Source organism: Sphingomonas fucosidasi (assembly GCF_036663855.1).
GTDB lineage: Bacteria > Pseudomonadota > Alphaproteobacteria > Sphingomonadales > Sphingomonadaceae > Sphingomonas > Sphingomonas faeni_B.
Window position 1 is genome coordinate 195662 of the sequence record NZ_JAXOJR010000004.1, and the last position, 18284, is coordinate 213945.

The following is an 18284-nucleotide window of genomic DNA, read 5'->3' on the forward strand; positions in this document are numbered from 1 at the left end:
GGCATCGGAGGCCTACCCTCCCGGCTTGATATAGGGCGCGGTCGCGAACAGCAGGCGTTCCTCGCGGCGCGGATCGTCGTCCATCCGCACTTGCCGGTCGAAGATCATCGTCGACCGGCGCGCCAAATCATAATGTCGCCAGACCGGTACGCTAATGCAGTTCGGATCGCCGGTTCGCGCCAGCGCGATGAACGCATCCGCCATCTGTCCGGCAAGCCGCCGCGCGTCGGCACCGTTGCCGGTATGCGCGTCGGGCTGGCCGGTATTGTCGAACACCAGTCCGATATCGAGCGTGTGGAACGCGCCGAGCACGCCGCCCGAATCGGGGGACGGAAAATCGAGCTGGTACATCCAGGTCGGTGCGCCGATCTTCGCGCGCTCCTCTGCCTGGATCAGGTGCCCCGGCCACGACCGGCCTGCGGTCGAGGCTGCCAGCAGGATCTGACCCGGCGTGCGGTCGGGATAGAGCTCGCGATACCGGCCGATGACATAATCGGCTGCGAGATCCTTGGTCATCTCGCGCGGGAGGCGCGCGCGCAGATTGTCCCAGTTCGTATCACCGCGCTTGAGGATGTCGCCGATCCACAGCCCGGTCTCGTCATGCGTATTGCCGACAATTAGGGGAATATGCGCTGCCTCGCGCGGGGCGTCGGGGTAGAAGGGATGGCGCGTCAGGACATGATGGTCGAGTGTCGAGGTGAAGCTGATCTCGCCCTTGCCCTCGATCGGATCGGTCATCGCCATCGCCTCGACCAGTTGCTCGATCGGCAGCGCCTTCAATGCCGTGAAATGGCCGGCGCCTGCCTTATCCATCAGCGCGCGCGCGCGGATCGTCGCGTGGTTCGGCCCCGCGGCGGTGACATGCTGGCCGCTCATCGTCGCGGCGGCGTGGAACAGCGGGCGCGCCTCCGCCATCGCCATTAGCGTCACGATCTTCGCGCCGCCACCCGATTGGCCGAACAGCATCACCCGTCCAGGATCACCGCCGAACGCCGCTATGTTGTCGCGAACCCATTGCAGCGCGAGGATGATGTCGAGATTACCGACATTGCCCGATTCCGCAGGTCCGCCCAGTTGCGCGAGATACGCATAGCCGAGTGCAGCCAACCGGTGGTTCAGCGTGACCGCCACCACGTCGCCGCGCTGCACCAGATTGCCACCGTCATAGAGCGGATCAGACCCCGACCCATGTGCATGCGCGCCGCCGTGGATATAGACCATGACCGGCCGCCGTTCAGTGTCGAGCGCGGGCGTCCAGATGTTGAGGAACAGGCAATCCTCGCTGGCCGGCTCGGTCGCCTTGGTCTGCGGCGAGGCTGCGCCGTAGCGCGTGGCGTCGGCAATATCGGTCCACGGCGTGGGTTGCACCGCGCGCGCAAACCGTCGCGTCCGCGTATTCGCGCCATAGCGCACCCCGCGAAAGACCAGCACGTCGCGGTCGACCGTCCCACGGACCCGCCCGTAGCGCGTCGTCGCCACCGGATCGTCCGATGCGCGCGCCGCAACCAGCGCCGGCGTCGCCGCAATACCCGCGAGCACTGCGCGCCGATCGATCACGCCGCGGTTTCGGCGCACAGCCGCCGCATCGGTTCCAGCGCCGGATTACTGTTGTCGCGCCGCCACGCCATGTGCAGCTCGACGGGTTTTTCGGGCTCGGTCGCAAGTCGGCGGAACTGTACGTCGTTCATGTGCAGCCCCGAAGCGGATTCCGGCACGATCGCCGCAGCCAGTCCTGCATGGACGAGCCCCAGCATCGAATGAATCTGCGTCACGTGCTGGACATAGTGCGGAGACACACCGGCACCGTCGAACAGTCCGATAAGCATCTGGTGGAAATATCCCGCACCCTGCCGCGCATACATGATTAGCGGCAAGCCATCGAAATCGCTGAGTTCCAGCACCGCCTGCGCCTGTCGCGGATCTCCGGCAGGCAGCGCGACGACGAGTGGTTCGACCTGCACGCAGGCGGTGTCGAACTCGTGGCGATCGAGCGGCGGGCGCACGAAGCCGATATCGATCAGCCCGGTCAGCAACGCATCGACCTGATCGGTCGTCACCATCTCGCGCAGTTCGAGGTCGATATTGGGCAGGCTGGCTCTCGCCTGCGCGACGATCTGCGGCACGAGATTATAGCCCGAGACCGCGGTGAATCCGATCGCCACGCGCCCTGCATCGCCCTTCGCCACGCGCCTTGCCGACAGCGCGGCGCTCTCCGAAAGTCGGACGATCCGCCGTGCCTCGATCAGGAACACGCGGCCTGCGGGCGTCAGGCTTACTTGCCGGCTGGTCCGCTCGAGCAAGGTTACGTCGAGGATCCGCTCGAGCAGCTGGATCTGCCGGCTGAGCGGCGACTGTGTCATGTTCAGGCGCTGTGCCGCGCGCCCGAAATGAAGTTCCTCGGCGGCGGCGACGAAACAGCGAAGCTGGCTCAATTCGAACATCATCGCCGCACTATCCGTTGATTTTCGCTAGCTGTCACGCCGCCTTGGCAAGAGCGGCGGGGGCGACCTTCTCGATTAGCACGCGGAGCCGCTCGTCCTCGGCCGTCGACAGATCGGTCAGTGGCGAGCGTACCGGCCCGGCATCGCGCCCGACAACGCGCATGCCCGCCTTGACGATTGACACCGCATAGCCGCGACCCTGGTTGCGCAGCGTGATGTAGGGCAGCACGAAATCGCGCAGCTGGTTCAGCACCTCGACCCGGTCGTCGGCACGCACCGCCTTGTAGAAGGCCAGCGCCCATTCCGGCAGGAAGTTGAAGATCGCCGACGAATAGGTTGTGACGCCCATCGTCAGATACGGGGTCGCGAACGTCTCGGCGGTCGGCAGGCCACCGATATAGGTCAGCCGGTCGCCCATCCGCGCATAGACGCGCGTCATCAGTTCGATGTCACCGACGCCATCCTTGAAGCCGACAAGGTTGGGATTGCGGTCGCACAACCCGGCCAGCGTATCGTCGTCGAGGATCGCGTTGTCGCGGTTATAGACGATCACGCCCAGTCCGGTCGCCTTGCAGACCGCGTCGACATGCGCGGCCAGTCCCTCCTGCTTCGATCCGACCAGATAGGGGGGCAGCAATAGCAGGCCATCGGCGCCAGCTTTCTCGGCGTCGCGCGCGATCCCGGTCGCGATCGCGGTGCCGTAACCACAGCCCGAGATCACCGGTAGCCGGCCGCCGGCCTCGGCCACCGCAGCGCCGACGACCTGAGCTACTTCTGTTGGCGTCAGCGAGAAGAATTCGCCCGTGCCGCCTGCCGCGAACAGGCCGGACAGCTCATGCTCGAGCATCCAGGCGCAATGCTTGCGGTAATCGTCCTCGACGAAGACGCCGCACGCATCGAAATGCGTGACGGGAAACGACAGCAATCCGCCGCCAAGGCGCTGCGCCATCTCGGTCGGGCTCATGGTCGTCATAATGTGCATCCCCTCGATCGTCTGGTCCGCTTTCGTGTCGCGTCCATTTCGAGCATCTTGGTAGGTTGCATGAAGGAGCAGGTCCAAACCAAAGGCGCGCTCGATCGATGCGCCCAATAGCTCAATCTCGATAAAGCGTGATCGTTTCTGTCGGTGCCGCGCCGGGAAACAGGTGAATTCGCTCGCACTAGCGAAACTGGCGCACGGCTGACATTGAGATCGGACGACCACTCAAGAATTTCTGGGTAATCGACTTCCCCAGGATATGTCATTCCACGATTGCAGTGCCTGCCTGCCTCCCATTTATGCCGTACAGACAGCTGGGTTAGCCGCCGCGAGCCGTTGGCCGAACACGTGAACGAATGGCCGAAGTTGGGAGGCGGGGAAGGGCGCTCGAATGTCGCTTCTTGGGTCAGGTTAGACTGGCAATTACAAAGGGGACGGCATCGGAGCGCAGAGTTCGCTAGACTAAACGACGAGTTCCAGGATGCCATCGTGCGGAAGGAGTGGATCGTGACGTGGTACAATTCGCGGAGCAAGCCCTGACATCTCTTCCGTGTGAACCTCAAAGCGAATGAGCCGCGCCCAGCCGAAAGCGGTAGTGAGGGCGGTATCGGCAACATCGCGGCCTACTGCCATTAAGATTCGGCCGGTGCGCGGGATGCGATGCCGTGCGTCGTATGCGTGCCACGAATTACCAAGATACACCTCGAACCAGGCATGGAAATCCATCGCGACGTCAACGGGCGGCACGCCGATGTCGCCGAGGTAGCCGCTGCAATAGCGCGCCGGGATATTCATGCAGCGGCATAGTGCGACTGCAAGATGGGCGAAATCGCGGCAGACGCCAACCCGTTCCTCAAAAGCCTCGTAAGCGGTCCGTGTAGCGCGAGCGTAGCAGTACCCGTAGGTGATATGCTGATGCACGAAGTCTACGATCGCGTGGACGCGCGGCGCTCCGGGTGCGGTTCCGCCGAACAGGCGCCAAGCCTCGACTGTCAAACAGTCGGTGTCGCAGTAGCGACTGCCCAATAGATAGGTCAGTACCTCGGCCGGGAGTTCCTCAACCGGTTGTTGGTCAGCGGGATACTGGGGATCGGGTTTGCCGCTATCCTCAATGACGAAGTCGCAGGACATCGTCGTCATGCCGGTTGGCAGCATCAGGCGGGTGCAGATATTGCCGAACGCATCACGATAGTCTTCCCGATCGGTCGCAGCGCCGATGGACATTTCGTAAGGCGATCGCAAATCTGCCAGTCGCGACGGGTGGAGATTGAGCATGGCGATAATCGGCGTCGGGGCATTGCACTCGAAGGTCAGGGTATAGCCAGCGTGGATGAGCATAGTGCCTCGTCGAGAAAGTACCCGCGATGAACCGGACCGGCCGCCGATGATGTTTACCATAAACCAGCGGCGGGCTTAGTGGTTGCCTGTCCTTGCGTAATGAGCCCGTCTTGGGCACCTTACTTTGCCCCCGCTTGCGCGATGTCGCCCGACGGCTGCGCTAGCAGCGGCCAGGGCAGGATGCCTTGGTCGGCGATATCGGACAGGATCGCGGCGGCAGATGATGGCGTACGATGGGCACGGTCCGCTTCCTGCGAAAATGCAGCGATGCGGGCATCGAGCAACAGCTTGCCCGTGACGTAGCTGGTACCGTAGCCAGGCTGGCGCAGGTAAAGAAGCTGTTCGAAGCCGACGAGCACATTGTCGGGATCGGACCAGCCGCGCGGCGTCCATGCGGCATGAAAGCGGCCAGCCGCCGCCAGATCGATTGTGTTCGCTTGAACGTGCAGCGAAGCGAGCCCGCGCGCGGCGCGGTTGGCGAGCATGATCCAGACAAGCTCGCGACCGCGCGGGCTATCGTCGTACAGGCCGGCCTGCATCGTCAGTTCCTCAAACGCGGTGGCAAACCCTTCAGAACGCGCGGCGAAGATGTTGAACAGCGGTGCCGTCCGCCTAATCGGGTCCGGGTGCGGCTCCTGCCTGATCCGCGCCAGTTCGACCCAATGGATGTCGTGCGCATAGAGCGGACGCGGATCGAGCGCGGTGACGTGGTGGAAGAAGTTACGCGTTGCAGGCGGGATATAATCGACCGTCTGTGCGGTCAGCGCCGCGCGGTAAAAGGTGCGATCGGGCACGAAGCCAACGCCAATGATGAAATCGGTGAAGTTTTTCATCCGCTTGGCCGCAAAGCTGCGATAGGCGGCAGGGTCGGTGATCGCGGTCGCAGGGGGGAGGGAACGGTTGCGCACCTGTTCCATCGCCAGTCCAGCCCAGGCGCGATCGAGTTCGCGCTGTAGCAGCACGACCTGCTCGTCCCAGTCATACGGCACGAGCTGGACGTGCTTCATATACCAGTCGTAGTTAGCCTTGCCGACGCCCGACGGGCCGGTCTTGGTCGGCGCCTGCAAGGCGACCCAGCGCGCGAAATCGCGAGTTGCGGCTTCAGCGGCGAGGGCGGCGGCGCGTACTGGCGCGCCGGCACCGGCCAGCGTGCCCCGCTTCGGCCCGTCGATTGTCCGCATCGTCAGCGTGCCGGCGGCCAGTGCCGCAAGCACGTCGGCCTGTTCGTCCAGCGCGCGACCGGCGTAGCGCCACAGGTCTGCGGCATTGCCGTGTGCTAATGTAGCCCGAGCACGCGCCAACAACACGGGCACCCCCGACAGCCGCTTCGCCAGATCACTGGCACCGCCCGGGGACAGCGGATAGCGGTAGCGGAACAGGTCGATCGTATCAGCGGATGGTCCTTCATGCGCCGGGACGTCGCTTTCCTCACCGAAAACCGTGGCGTAATAGCTCGGATCGCGCGCCCAAGGCTGGCGCACCCGCAGATCGAAATCCAGACCGTTCATCTCGGCTTCGATCAGGGCAGCATCGGCGATGGCTGCCGGGCGCCAGCCCGCGCGATCAAAGGCGGCGAGGCGATGCTTCAACTGCCGGAGCTTCGTGGCCTGCCCGGCGAGCGCGGTCGGGCCGAAGTCGGCCACGCCATCCAGTCGCGGCGGTGCAGCTGCGGCGCGCCACTCGTCGAACAGGCGAACGAGTGGGGCGGGCGGGGGTGCGCGATCGGGCGCGGCGGCGGCGGGTGCCGTCGCCATGCCGGCAAGACATCCCAGGCCGATGATCCAGGTCCATAGCCGCATTTTGCGTTGCCCTTCTTTCACATTGTGAAGCCCGGCAGTCCGTTTGACGGCCGCGCCATCATTGCCGATCACTGTCTAGATGCGCGACCGAGGATCCGATCCGAAGCAGATCTAGAAGTAACAGTCGCTGCCGTTCTGCAGATATTGCCTGCTTTAAAATGTTGCATTTTGAGCAAGCGTCGTTGCGATGATGTCGGTGCACGATATCCAAGGAAAGGCGCCGATTGCGCCAACTGTTGTCCTTGAACTAATGCCGGACGAATGAAGGTCGTTCGTACTTCGAGGAAGGCGCGACGTCCTCCCTCGAAGTTCGGTCAGGCTATCCAAGCTCACCTGAGCAATCGGATGGCCGTATCACATCCGGTAAGAGAGGCGCAGGTAACCGAACTGCCCCGGGACATCATAGGTCGTGGGATCGTAGTTCGGACCGGTGCAGGTGGTGCACGCCGGGGGATCCTGGTTGAACACGTTGCGCACGCCTGCCGTGAAATCGAACTTCCTGTCCAGGAAGGCGGGCGAGAGGGTCAGCTGCACGTCACCGTAAAAGGTGTTGTCCAGCCGGGCGCCCGTGTTCTCCCGGACATGGTTGATGTAACGGCCGGTGAACGACGCCTCGATATCGGCGATGCTCCAGGTGACGACGCCGGTCCCCTTGAACTTGGGGTAGGACTGGTCCGGAGAACCGCGGGTGGTGCCGCGATAGCTGATTGCGCTGAACCCGGTCGAGGTTGGCGTCGTCTCGCTGTATTTCATGAGGTGGTTACCGTTCAGAGACAGGCCGAAGATGCCCGCGCCGGTCTGAGGCGAACGATAGTTGAGCGTCAGGTCGATGCCGCGCGTGCGGATCTGCCCGATATTCTGCAACAGGCCGACGATGCTCGATATGCGGCCGCTGCTGCTGCGCACCACGTTCGAGCAGCTCAGCGCGTCGCCCGCCTCGGAGCACCGTGCCAACGTAACCTGCGGGTTGGTCGAGGCGATAGCGCCCGACACCTTGATGTCGTAATAATTGGCTTCCAGAGCGAACTGGCTGGCAAGGCCGCTTTCGCGCATGAACGCCGGGCTGAGCACGCCGCCGAACAGCCACGTCTTCGAGGTTTCCGGTGCGAGCGCCCTGTTGCCGCCCGTCGTCACGCCGAGCTGACCGGTCGGTTCCTGATAGCTGCCGTTCGTGGGAACGCCGTTAGCCGCGCAGTTGGTCCGCACCGTGGCGGACGCCTGATAGCGGGATCCGGGGATGTTGCTGCACGGATCGGGGATGCCGATATCGGACCGCGACTGCGCGCCGAACAACTCGCCGATGCTGGGCGCACGAAATCCCGTGGCATAGGAGGCACGCAGCAGCAGATCCGGGATCGGCTTCCACAGACCCGTACCGGTGTAGGTGGTGTTACTTCCGCTGATCGAATAGTTCACATGGCGAACCGCGCCCGAGGCTTCCAGCGAACTGAAGAACGGCACGTCCTTCAGCAGCGGAACGCGGATTTCACCGTAGAACTCGTCGGAATTGAACGCGCCGCTGGCCGCCTGAGCGGGAATGTCAGCGCCAAAACCGGCCTGGATCAACGCGTCGGGGGTGAACGATCCCTTTTGGTAGCGATGTTCGTAGCCGACCGCGACCCCGATCGGACCGGCTGGGAGGTCGAACAGTTCACCCGTGAGGTTGGCGGTGTAATCGCGTAATTCCTGGTTGCTCTTGGCGCGCTCAGTGAAGCCAACAAAGGCCAGCATCTGCGGTGTGATTGAACCGGCACCGCCGAAGATGTTGAACGGCACGCACTCGCCGGTGCATTGCGAAAGCGGGCCCAGCGCCTGCGCGAGGCGCTGAGTATTTATGTTGCCCGTGAACACCTGCTTAGCGTCATTGAAGCCCTGAACCGCGTTCACGTCCCAGTAGAACGTCTTCCCGCCTACCTGGAACTTGCCGTCCAGCGTTGCAGTCACTGACATCGTATCGACGCTCTGATTGTAGGTGCGCTGGCCTGCCTCGACGAGGCGGCGTCCGACCAAGGCATAGTTCGCTGGGGGCTGCCCGGCACCACCAGCTGACAACGTAACGCCAAACGGGTTGAAGGGATTGGTCACGTCGATCGAGATCCGGTCGGTGAGCGTGCCTGTTCCCGCATCGGGCCCAACGTTAAGAGGCAGGAAGGCGGCTTGGTTTTGCGAGTTGCGGTGATTGTACACCGTCTTGACCCGCAGATTGATACCGGAGCCGAGTTCGCCTTTAAAGCTGACGAAAGCACCGTAGCGTTCGGACGGTGTCAGGAAATAGTTGAACGGCGAGAAGTTGAACCGGTCCGAGGCGGTGAAAGCGCGGAAATCGCCGCCCACGAGCGTTGGATCGTAAACACCTCGACTGGTCAGGCCGTTCTGGCGAACCGTGAGCGTGCCGCCCTGCGGACGGACGGCGTTGCCGGGGTTAAAGACGATGCGACCGCCCAGAGCCGCGCCCGAGCAACCGCCGCGAGGATCGAGGCAGGTTGTCTGCCCCGGGTTGGGGAATTGCGAACCGGCTCGATCACTCGTGCGGACGCTGCCTTCCTTCACATAGCTGCCGCCGAAGACGAGCGACGTCTTGGGCCCCTTCACGCCGTAGCTGATGTCGCCGTTATACGAATGCCCATCCCCTGCGCGATACGTACCGAACTGGCCGGACATGCGCAGTCCCTGCTGGTTGGCCTTGGTGATAATATTGACGACGCCGGCAATGGCATCCGAACCGTACAGCGGCGACTGGCCCGATTGCAGCACCTCGATCCGCTCGATCGAACTGTTGGGAATGGTGTTCAGATCGACAGTGCCGGGAATGCCGCTTGCCGACGCACCGTTGACGTAACGAAGCCCGTCGACCAGCACGAGTGTCCGCTTGGCAAGCAGGTACCGCAGATCGATCTCGGCCGAGCCGGCGCCGACACCGCCGCCATCCTGCGGGTTGCCGATATTACCCGAATTGTTCGCCTTCGTGTTCAACCCACCCGCAGCGCTGGGGAGCCGCTGGAGGATGTCCGCCACCGAGGTCAGGCCGGTCTGTGCGAGCGCGGCGGAATCGAGCGTGACGACCGGGGAGCGCTGTTCGAGAGGACTCTGACGGATGCGCGAGCCGGTGACGATGATGTCGTCGGGTGTGTCTGCCGCCTCGTTATTTGAAGCGCTTGCAGCTGCCGCGGGTCCCACGTCCACCGCCTGCGCGTGTGCGCCCGCCGCGGCAAGAAGCATAGCAGGCAGGCATATGCCCGAGCGCAGCGTGGTCAGGTTCATCATTGTTAGGCCCCCTTATTATTCTACGGAGGTCTCCCGGAAAATTTGCTGCGGCGCAATAGACTGTCATTTTGCAAGAGCTGGTCTATTGCGAAGTTTCAATGACCGTTGCAAATCTGCAACATCATGTGGATCTGGTGTCGAAGTGGCTAGCGCGGGAGTTGGCGTCAAATTGTGCGCCTTTGATCGAAGAAGCGGAGTGTCGGCGGAACGTTGCCGGTCACCAGACCTCGGCAAGTCGAGCTCATGTGCCTGAGTTTCCCATGCCAACATGGGGGCGGATTAAAAAAGCGGCCGATCGCTGTGATTCCAAACGATGTCCAAGGCGCCGATTGTTTGCTCGGACAGGCGACGCCACAAACATGAATGAACGTCGGAACTTGGGGAGGGGGTGAGGCACCCTGAGCGTCCATTTCTGGGTCGTCAATATGGGTCAGCCCCGCCGGACTGCTGGCGTCGGCTCCCGACCAACATACGCCGTTCGTTGGGAGGTGCGGGAACATCGGCTTGTGCCAAGATCCGCCGTTAGGCGGACATCACCCTTCCGGGCTGCAACGCACACTAATTTCAGTCGTTCGCCGCCGACATTCTCAATCCTGAGAACTGCCGATCGTTGATGTCGCCACCACGCGGACAATGGTTGTCACAGTACCGGCAAAAAACTGACCTAGCGAGCGCGGGCGTGATCACCCGCGCTCATCTCACCTCAGACAGGCTTGGCGCCAGCCGTGCCGCATTTCGCAAACTTGCCATTCGCGCTCTTGCAACGGGCCGGCTTGGCCGGTGCTTTGGGCGGGCATTTCGTGAAGCGTCCCTTGGCGTCTTTGCACGGTGCGGCGAATGCAGGCGCCCCACCGGCAATTAACGACAAAGACGCGGCAGCGACGAGCAGGGTACGCATGTGGCCAATCTCCAAGCCCTTGATGGGCAAGGCGATGCTATGCCGACCGCGGTATCGGTCAACTAACAAAGCCTTCATCACATTCGCGGATCTTTCTGCCGGTTGTGCGTTGGTCATCAACAACACTGAGAGGTTGCCATGACTGACGAGAGCACGCCGAAGCCTAACGAAAATGTCCGGGTAAAATCCAAGGACGCAAACCCAGCCGACGACGGTTTCGGTAAAGGTGATGGTTACTCGGGCGACGAGTACGATAGCATGGACCATGCCGCAGAGCGTCACCTACAGAACCGGGACCGGGCGCCTGGTGCCGAGTCGGTCGAAAGGGATGACGGCAGGGATATTCCTCGCGAGGCTGGTAAGCGAGCATATATCGACAACAAAACGGGTGAAGTTCACGGCAGTGGGGCCAGCGCAGGTGGCGGTAATCCGGGTGAGGACATTGACCTCGACACGTCGCGAAGCGGGCCTGAGGAATAGCTATCCGACAGTAGCTTAGGGACTAGCGACGGCAGCGCTCAGCGCTCCGTCGCGCAATTTTGCCGTTAGGCATTATCAAAGATCTCGACCCGCCGAAACGGGTCGAGGTTATTCTTTACATGGACGCCAGCATCTCAATATGATGCTGAACGGTTGGCGCGATGGTCGACGCGACCTGCTTTAGCGCGGGAGCCGAACCGGAAGTGGCAAAACCCTGGTGAAGGGCGAGTGCCTGCTGGTGAGCAGTCTTCTGCTGCTTGATATAAAGTGCATCACGGGCTGGTCCCTTGGACGCCTTGAGCACAGCAATATTCTTGCGGCCCATCGCCTCGAGCATCGGGGGCTTTGGCGTCAGGCCGGACTGCGTAGCTGCGGCCTTCACATCAGCAGTGCTCTTGTTGTGGTCGCTTACCATCATCGTGGCGAACTGCTCAAGCTCGGCGATCTTCGTAGTGGCCATTACGAGATTGCTCGATTGGATCTCATATTTGTCCGACGCGCCAGCTTTCATGACATAGGTAGCAGGGGACGGCACGCTTTGTGCCGCTACCAGTGTGGGGGTAGCGATCAGCGCTGCCGTGAGAATAAGCCGCTTCATAATCTTCTCCTACGCCTTGTATTTGCGTAAGTTGATAAGGGATCAGTCGATCATAGTGTTCCCTTATCGATCGACATCCCGTCCCTCTCTTAATCTTGATTTATACGATTCGAGGGTTCACGCCGATCACGTGACCGATCAGGCCGCTGGGGGTGCCGCGGATCTGAATAATTCTTGCGAATGATGGCATGTTAGAACTGTGGTCTATCTTCCATTTTCTAGCTCAAAACGTCAAAAATTTGCCGTCGGCAGAACGGCTACGTACGCTTGCGACTAAGTAGGATTCGTCAGGCCTATCATATGTGACTACGACTGGGTTGGGGGATCACATATGATCGACGAACTGGCTGCGGATGCTGCGCGCTTTGGCGACGATGACGAAATACGTCGCATTCTCGAGGAAGTGGCGGCACTCACGAGAATGGGATTTGTCGCGGTCGCGCGCGTAACGGAGGCGCGTTGGATTGCGTGCCAGGTTCTCGACCAGATCGACTTCGGTATGTCGCCGGGAGATGAGTTGCGCATCTCGACGACGATCTGCAACGACATCCGCGAGTCCGGCAATGCGGTAGTGATCGACGACGTCTCCGCCCATCCGCGTTGGAACAGCCACCCGGCGCCCGCGCTCTATGGCTTCAAGAGCTATGTGTCGCTGCCGATCATCCTTTCGGACGGCACGTTTTTTGGAACGCTGTGCGCGATCGATCCCCATCCGCGCAAGCTGGCGCGGGCGGACATGGTACCGACGCTCAAGCAATTCGCGGACCGCGTCGCGAGCATAGTGTCGCAGTGCCCTGCAATTCAGCCCCAAACGCCACGGACCATATCTACGTGAGAATGGGATCGTTTATTAACGCACCGCCGGACGCGGAGCGGGACGATGCACGATAAGCTGCATGCTGATCCACGGCAGCACATCTCATGTGAAAAGTAGCAACTTTACCTCCCTGTGCCCGTTTGCGAGCCCAGAGGAACATCACGATGGCACGATACTTCTTCAATACGGCTGACAACCGGCATGTGAACCGCCCCGGGTTTGTCGGAGGCTCCAACTCCTGAGAAGGTGGAGCCATGACGAGCAAGACGACGAACAAGTTTGCGCCCGAGGTTCGCGAGCGAGCGGTGCGGATGGTTTTTGATCACGAGCGGGATCACCCGTCCAGGTGGGCGACCGTGGTATCGATTGCCGAGAAGATCGGCTGCGTTCCGCAGACCTTACATGAGTGGGTGAAGAAGGCCGAGGTCGACAGCGGCAAGCGCGGCGGTGTTCCAACCGAGGTGGCCGACAAGGTAAAGGCTTTGGAGCGCGAGGTCCGTGAACTACGGCAAGCCAACGAGATCCTGCGCAAGGCATCGGCATATTTCGCGCAGGCGGAGCTCGACCGCCCGTTCCGGAGATGATCGCTTTCATTGACGATCACCGCGATGCCTATGGGGTCGAGCCGATCTGCCGTGTCCTGCCGATCGCCCCATCCACCTATTACGAGCACGTCGCGCAGCGACAGGATCCATCGCGTCTGTCGGCACGGGCGCGTGAGGATCTGATCCTCAAGCCCGAGATTGCTCGCGTGTTCGCGGAGAACTTCGCGGTCTATGGCGTGCGGAAGGTATGGCGGCAGATGATGCGGGAGGGCTTTGTGATCGCCCGTTGCACCGTCGAACGGCTGATGCATGAGATGGGCTTGGCAGGTGTGATCCGGGGCAAGCCGGTGCGTACGACCATCAGCGACAAGGCGGCACCATGCCCGCGCGATCACGTCAATCGCCAGTTCTTTGCGCCAGCGCCGAACAGGCTTTGGGTGTCGGACTTCACCTATGTCGCGACCTGGGCAGGGTTCGTCTGCGTCGCCTTCGTCATCGATACCTACGCCAGACGGATCGTAGGCTGGCGCGCCAGCAGGACGGCGCACGCCAGCTTCGTCCTCGATGCGCTCGAACAGGCGCTCCACGATCGCCGACCGACCCATCGGGGCGGCCTGATCCATCATAGCGACCGTGGGTCGCAATATGTGTCTATCAAGTACACCGAGCGCCTCGCCGAGGCCGGCATCGAGCCGTCGGTCGGCAGTGTCGGCGACAGCTACGACAACGCTTTGGCCGAGACGATCAACGGACTCTACAAAGCCGAGGTGATCCACCAACGCGGACCCTGGCGCAGCTTCGAAGCTGTCGAGTACGCCACGCTCGAATGGGTTGACTGGTTCAACCATCGTCGGCTGCTGGAGCCCATCGGCAACATCCCGCCCGCCGAAGCCGAAGATCAATATTATGCTGCCGCGGACAATATCGATATGGCAGCATGACTCACAACCCAAGGCCTCCGGCAGACCCGGGGCGGTTCAGTAGCTGTTCGGCCCGCCGGTCTTTGCGATGAACGTCGCCAGCTCCTTGCCGTCGGCATCTCTTTGAATGCTCACCTCCCCCACAATCAGCCCGTCTTCTAGCCTGGCCCCGTTCTTGCCGCCGCTCATGAAGTAAATCTCGGCGGCGTTTGGCCACGTCACCCCAAGGCCTTCAGCGGGCGAGCCGTCCGGCAACTAACTGCCCGGTGAGGGCCGAACCGGCAGTTTGATGTCAGGGCATCGTCCAAATAAATCGTACATTTCTGCTTGGGCATCGAGCAGTTCGGCACAATAAATTGCCCATCGGCGATACTCGTCCGAAATGGCTCGCGATGCTATCTCGCGATAGTAATTGGTCTGCTCGTGATACAGCTGTCCCGACATCGCCCCGTGCTCCGGAAGGTAGCGAAATTATACTCAGCCAAAACGAATTAACCATGATCTATTTTGGTTGTAAATTAGATTTTCCGGAAGATTCTTACAATCACGTGATTTAGGTAGCTGACTCAGAGCGCTAACGGCTTCGGACGTGACGCCGCGAAGTCAGTAGCGAGCCCGAGCGAACGTCAGTTAGGAAATTTCAAAGTAAGTCGTAGATCTAACGTCGTTCCGGACGAATCGATGAAGCGATCGCATCCGCTATCAGGGCTTGATGATTCGTATCGAACAGTCTTGTTGCGTCAATCCGACTGGTGACATAGCCAGTCTCTACCAGAATTGACGGAACCCCGGGCGCCTTGAGTAACGCGAAGTTTGCCGTCTTGATTGCCCTCGGGTTTGCATCACCCCGACCAAGCGCCGCTCTAATTTTTACGGCCAGCTGAACCGCAAAGTTCATCGACCCCCGCTGGCTCAAGTTGGCCAGGATAAAAGCAGTGTCGTCGTCGTGATCTACGGAGCGAGCCGAACGCATCAAGCGGCTGACGACGATAGCTTCGCCTGCGTCGTTCAAGACGTACACGGATGGACCGCTCGCAGAACTAGGACCGCTGTCGGCGTGAACAGAGATAACAAGATCTGGCGTACAGGACCCGATGATCTGCCGCCGCTGTCCCAGCGTAAGGTTGCGGTCCGTAGCCCTGGTCATGACCACTGACAAACCCTTCCGAAGGGCGAGCTTTTTCGAAAGGGCGGCGGCAATTGCAAGGGTTACCTGCTTTTCGTATTTGCCGGGTATAATTGCAGAAGCGCCAACGTCCCTGCCGCCGTGTCCAGCGTCGACGACGACCGTAAAGTCGGATGCGCGGCGCGGTGTTGTGCACTGGCCAACTGATATTGCCAAAGCAGCTAGAACGATCATCGTTTAACGGATACCCTGCGGCGACGCTTAATCATACCACAGTCTCTGTCAAAAGCGGGACGTTGGCAGCTTGACTTGAACCGACTCGGCGTCGAGATTCATGTCGAACACCTTGGGGAGTCTCTGAGTGGTAGATGATGATGGGTCATTCGAGATTGAACTCGTCTCCGACGGCATTCCAGGCATAGTGCGACCGACCACAATGGTGGTCAAAGGCCATCTAACTCCTGCGGCGCTGACCTACTATCGAAGCTTGGAGCGGAAAGTCTCCCCGGCAAAACTTGCCGTCAAATTCAAACAGGCGGTAGAGCGCCGCCGGCAGAGAGGCGCTCTACATGGTCCAATTGCCGTAACAACCACTGATCTCCAGCCACTCAGGTCAAGATAGTCGGCGCGTGCTGCTGGACATAGCATTCGCCTATAGGACCAGAGCCAAGTGCGCGTTCGACATCGAGAGCCAATTGTGCAATCAACCCGGAAGCACCGATATGTCCGCTATCGCCGTTTATATCCCCGCAAGAGTGCCGTAAAGCAGGCGATTGCTTTTGCCTTATCGATCGCGGGATAGCGTAGTTGGTTCCTCGGTTTCATCGTGCCGGCCGGGAACCTTCGGGTCGCCTGCGCCGGCATTGCCGCCAGCCCATTGGCTCAACAGCAAGAAGTAACGCGCCCGATCCTTCACGCTGCACTCCGCAAGGTATTTGTTCAGCGCCGTCTGATCAGCGTCGGCACTCATGCCCTCGTACCGCTTGTTTTCAAAACCGCATCAGTCTCGAGCAAATACGGAGTCCGATTTTTCTCGTGCAGTACGCGCGCCAACTCAAGCACCGGTTCCACGTCAATAAAAGGGAGCTCGCGGCTGGTCCCAAACCAGTTGCCCAATAGCGCAACGCCGCGAGAAGAGATATTTCGGGCTAAATTCATGCTGCCTTCTACGTGTGCTTCAGTTAATTATTCCGCAATCTGTTGCGTTACGGACTGCGGGAATGCAGAGTATTCTGGAAAATAGATCGGCCGAATTTTTATGTAACTGTAATCAACTGTGCCTCGGCCAAGACGTGGTTTCCGCCCCGTCGCTGGGCTTTACGGGAAAGTCGGATCGCCGCTTCGGTCGCGTCTTTCGCCGACCGCCCCCGCGTCGCCGCCACGCCGGCCGATAGCGTGACCTGTCCCAGTAGCTCGTTGTTCTCACGTAGCTTCAATTGCCGCGCACCCATGTTGGCACAGGCGAGCTCCAGTTTCGCGATGCCCGTCACGAGGTCGGGATCGTCGATCAGCATCATGAACGAAGCATCGCCCCATCGCCCGACCTGATAGGGTGAACACGCATCCTTTAGTGTCATTGCTGCTGCCTTCAAAACGCGCTCGCTCATTTCAGGGCCATGCAATGGAACGGCACCTAACTGATCGACATCGATGATTGCGATGGAGCAATTGCCGACCGCCGCGATGCTCGCTTCCAATCGCTGCACCATCGACTCGTATCCCGGCAGACCGGTTAGCGGATCGCGGCCCACCTCTTCGTTCACGCCATTCAGCGTGTCGCGTAGCACCTGCGCTTGTTGCAAGGCTGCTGACAGCGAGGTTTCGGCCTCAGCCGTGCGTTCGATCATGAAGATGACGAGCTTGCGGACCTGTTGAGGTTCGGCCGACACCAGGTTCGCTGCCGTCCGCGTCAGGTCTTGGTTCAGCCCGTTGGTGGCTGAGGCAACCTTAGTCAGCAGCGCGAGCAACTGGGTCGTCAGCTGATCGAACATTCCACCAGCGAAGGGCCAATTGCTCTGTGGCGTTAGCGCGCGTACCGCCTCCTGTCGCAACCGTACGCCCCCTTCAATCTCACGATCGACAGCTTCTGAGAATACTCGGTCGACACCCGAAAGGTATTGGTAGGCAAATGCGTAATGTTCCGGACTGTGATCGAGCTTTTGCGCGTCAAGAAATTGAATAGCTCTCTCGCCGATACTATCTTTCTTGGTCAATGCTCGCACTCACGCTGTTCTAGACTGTTTTACGCATTTTTCCTTAAAATAGACTAAATTTTGAGATAATGTTGCCTTCGGAAAAATGGCTGTCCCGCGTTGGTCGGATCGATTAACAGAAGCACGCGACCTTCCGATTTTTCTCCAACCTCGCAAATCCTGGCTTGTCGTAGATATGAGTCCAACTGCGTGGGGCAGCCCAAAAGCCAACCGCGCGCCCTGCGCTGACCTGGTACCGCGCTGTCTATTCGCGTTGAGGTAGAAGTCGACGTTCAAACCCGCTTCCTCGAAGTGGTACTTGCCCACCAGAAGCTGCCGATCGGGCACGAGCACGATTTGGGACGATGCGGGGGCCACAGCCGCCAGTCCAGCCAACGCAGACACACAGATTAAGCGAAGCATGGCCATGACATCCTACCCAAAGCGTCCCACGTAGGACCAAAACGAATAGCCTAGCTAGACCGCCTCCCGTAGGAAACATACTGCTGACCAACGTTATGTAGCTTAAAGAAGGATGGTGCCGCTTACAGGACTCGAACCTGTGACCCCCATTTACGAAGGCTAGTGAGGCACCGGAAATAACTGAGCGTTTACATATGCTTGTGAGCTAATACCCTGTGACGAGGCGGCGGCGCCCATTCGCTTCCCAGTTTGGCATGTGATCGCTGATCGGTGGTTTCCTACTGAAAGCGCGTTGGCTTGGGAAAACCCGAGAACTCGACCTGCGCTATACCTGCGAGCCGCTAATCCGCGCGCAGCACCGGAGCGATCAAGAGGTAGTTGACCACACGACCGCGCCACTGCCCTGTACCGCATCACTCCTCCAACACCCGCTACTTTATAAACGTACGTGATGCATAGGGCAG

Annotated in this window: 14 protein-coding genes and 1 other annotated feature; of the genes, 3 read left to right on the forward strand and 11 right to left on the reverse strand. The window is 60.6% G+C overall.

The annotated features are described in order from the left end of the window. Positions 1-12 precede the first annotated feature (12 nt). The 7 genes from U1737_RS09110 to U1737_RS09140 all read right to left on the reverse strand — a co-directional run bounded on the left by U1737_RS09110 (position 13) and on the right by U1737_RS09140 (position 10836). Entirely contained in the window at positions 13-1575 is a 1563-nt protein-coding gene (locus tag U1737_RS09110; protein WP_332796523.1) for a carboxylesterase/lipase family protein, read from the reverse strand. Next, positions 1554-2444 (reverse strand): LysR substrate-binding domain-containing protein, encoded by an 891-nt coding sequence (locus U1737_RS09115; RefSeq protein WP_332796524.1) that lies wholly within the window; start codon positions 2442-2444, stop codon positions 1554-1556. Before U1737_RS09115 ends, U1737_RS09110 begins: the two co-directional genes overlap by 22 nt. 31 nt (positions 2445-2475) lie before the next feature. Then, positions 2476-3414, reverse strand: coding sequence for a 5-dehydro-4-deoxyglucarate dehydratase (gene kdgD, locus U1737_RS09120; protein ID WP_332796525.1), 939 nt, complete (start codon positions 3412-3414; stop codon positions 2476-2478). 468 nt (positions 3415-3882) lie between these two features. Beyond that, on the reverse strand, positions 3883-4758 hold the full coding sequence (locus tag U1737_RS09125; protein ID WP_332796526.1) for a transglutaminase-like domain-containing protein: 876 nt from the start codon (positions 4756-4758) through the stop codon (positions 3883-3885). Positions 4759-4877: 119 nt separating this feature from the next. Then, positions 4878-6557 carry a DUF885 family protein gene (locus U1737_RS09130; RefSeq protein WP_332796527.1) on the reverse strand — a complete coding sequence of 560 codons (1680 nt, stop codon included), beginning with the start codon at positions 6555-6557 and terminating at the stop codon, positions 4878-4880. 354 nt (positions 6558-6911) lie between these two features. Beyond that, a complete protein-coding gene (locus U1737_RS09135; protein ID WP_332796528.1) occupies positions 6912-9821 on the reverse strand; it encodes a TonB-dependent receptor domain-containing protein in 2910 nt (969 codons plus the stop codon). A gap of 703 nt (positions 9822-10524) precedes the next feature. Next, on the reverse strand, positions 10525-10836 hold the full coding sequence (locus U1737_RS09140) for a hypothetical protein (protein WP_332796529.1): 312 nt from the start codon (positions 10834-10836) through the stop codon (positions 10525-10527). 21 nt (positions 10837-10857) lie between these two features. Here U1737_RS09140 and U1737_RS09145 point away from each other — a divergent pair, with 21 nt between their 5' ends. Next, a complete protein-coding gene (locus U1737_RS09145; RefSeq protein WP_332796530.1) occupies positions 10858-11199 on the forward strand; it encodes a hypothetical protein in 342 nt (113 codons plus the stop codon). A gap of 115 nt (positions 11200-11314) precedes the next feature. Here the strand turns inward: U1737_RS09145 and U1737_RS09150 are convergent, their stop codons facing one another. Continuing rightward, complete coding sequence (locus U1737_RS09150; RefSeq protein ID WP_332796531.1) at positions 11315-11797, reverse strand: DUF4142 domain-containing protein; 483 nt, start codon at positions 11795-11797, stop codon at positions 11315-11317. Between the two features lie 331 nt (positions 11798-12128). Here U1737_RS09150 and U1737_RS09155 point away from each other — a divergent pair, with 331 nt between their 5' ends. Next, complete coding sequence (locus tag U1737_RS09155) at positions 12129-12632, forward strand: GAF domain-containing protein (protein ID WP_332796532.1); 504 nt, start codon at positions 12129-12131, stop codon at positions 12630-12632. A gap of 236 nt (positions 12633-12868) precedes the next feature. Beyond that, positions 12869-14100, forward strand: a protein-coding gene (locus U1737_RS09160) for an IS3 family transposase (RefSeq protein WP_443027106.1) whose coding sequence is annotated in 2 segments (ribosomal slippage) — positions 12869-13166 and positions 13166-14100 — 1233 coding nt in all. Because the reading frame shifts where the segments join, the coding sequence is not laid out codon by codon here. Continuing rightward, positions 13153-13269, forward strand: a sequence feature (AL1L pseudoknot). Its footprint overlaps the gene before it by 117 nt. A gap of 36 nt (positions 14101-14136) precedes the next feature. Here the strand turns inward: U1737_RS09160 and U1737_RS09165 are convergent. The 3 genes from U1737_RS09165 to U1737_RS09175 form a co-directional block, all read right to left on the reverse strand. Further along, on the reverse strand, positions 14137-14268 hold the full coding sequence (locus tag U1737_RS09165) for a hypothetical protein (protein ID WP_332796534.1): 132 nt from the start codon (positions 14266-14268) through the stop codon (positions 14137-14139). A 469-nt stretch (positions 14269-14737) separates the two neighbouring features. Beyond that, complete coding sequence (locus U1737_RS09170; RefSeq protein ID WP_332796535.1) at positions 14738-15439, reverse strand: N-acetylmuramoyl-L-alanine amidase family protein; 702 nt, start codon at positions 15437-15439, stop codon at positions 14738-14740. 1022 nt (positions 15440-16461) lie between these two features. After that, positions 16462-17418, reverse strand: coding sequence for a GGDEF domain-containing protein (locus U1737_RS09175; protein ID WP_332796536.1), 957 nt, complete (start codon positions 17416-17418; stop codon positions 16462-16464). Between the last annotated feature and the right edge of the window lie 866 nt (positions 17419-18284).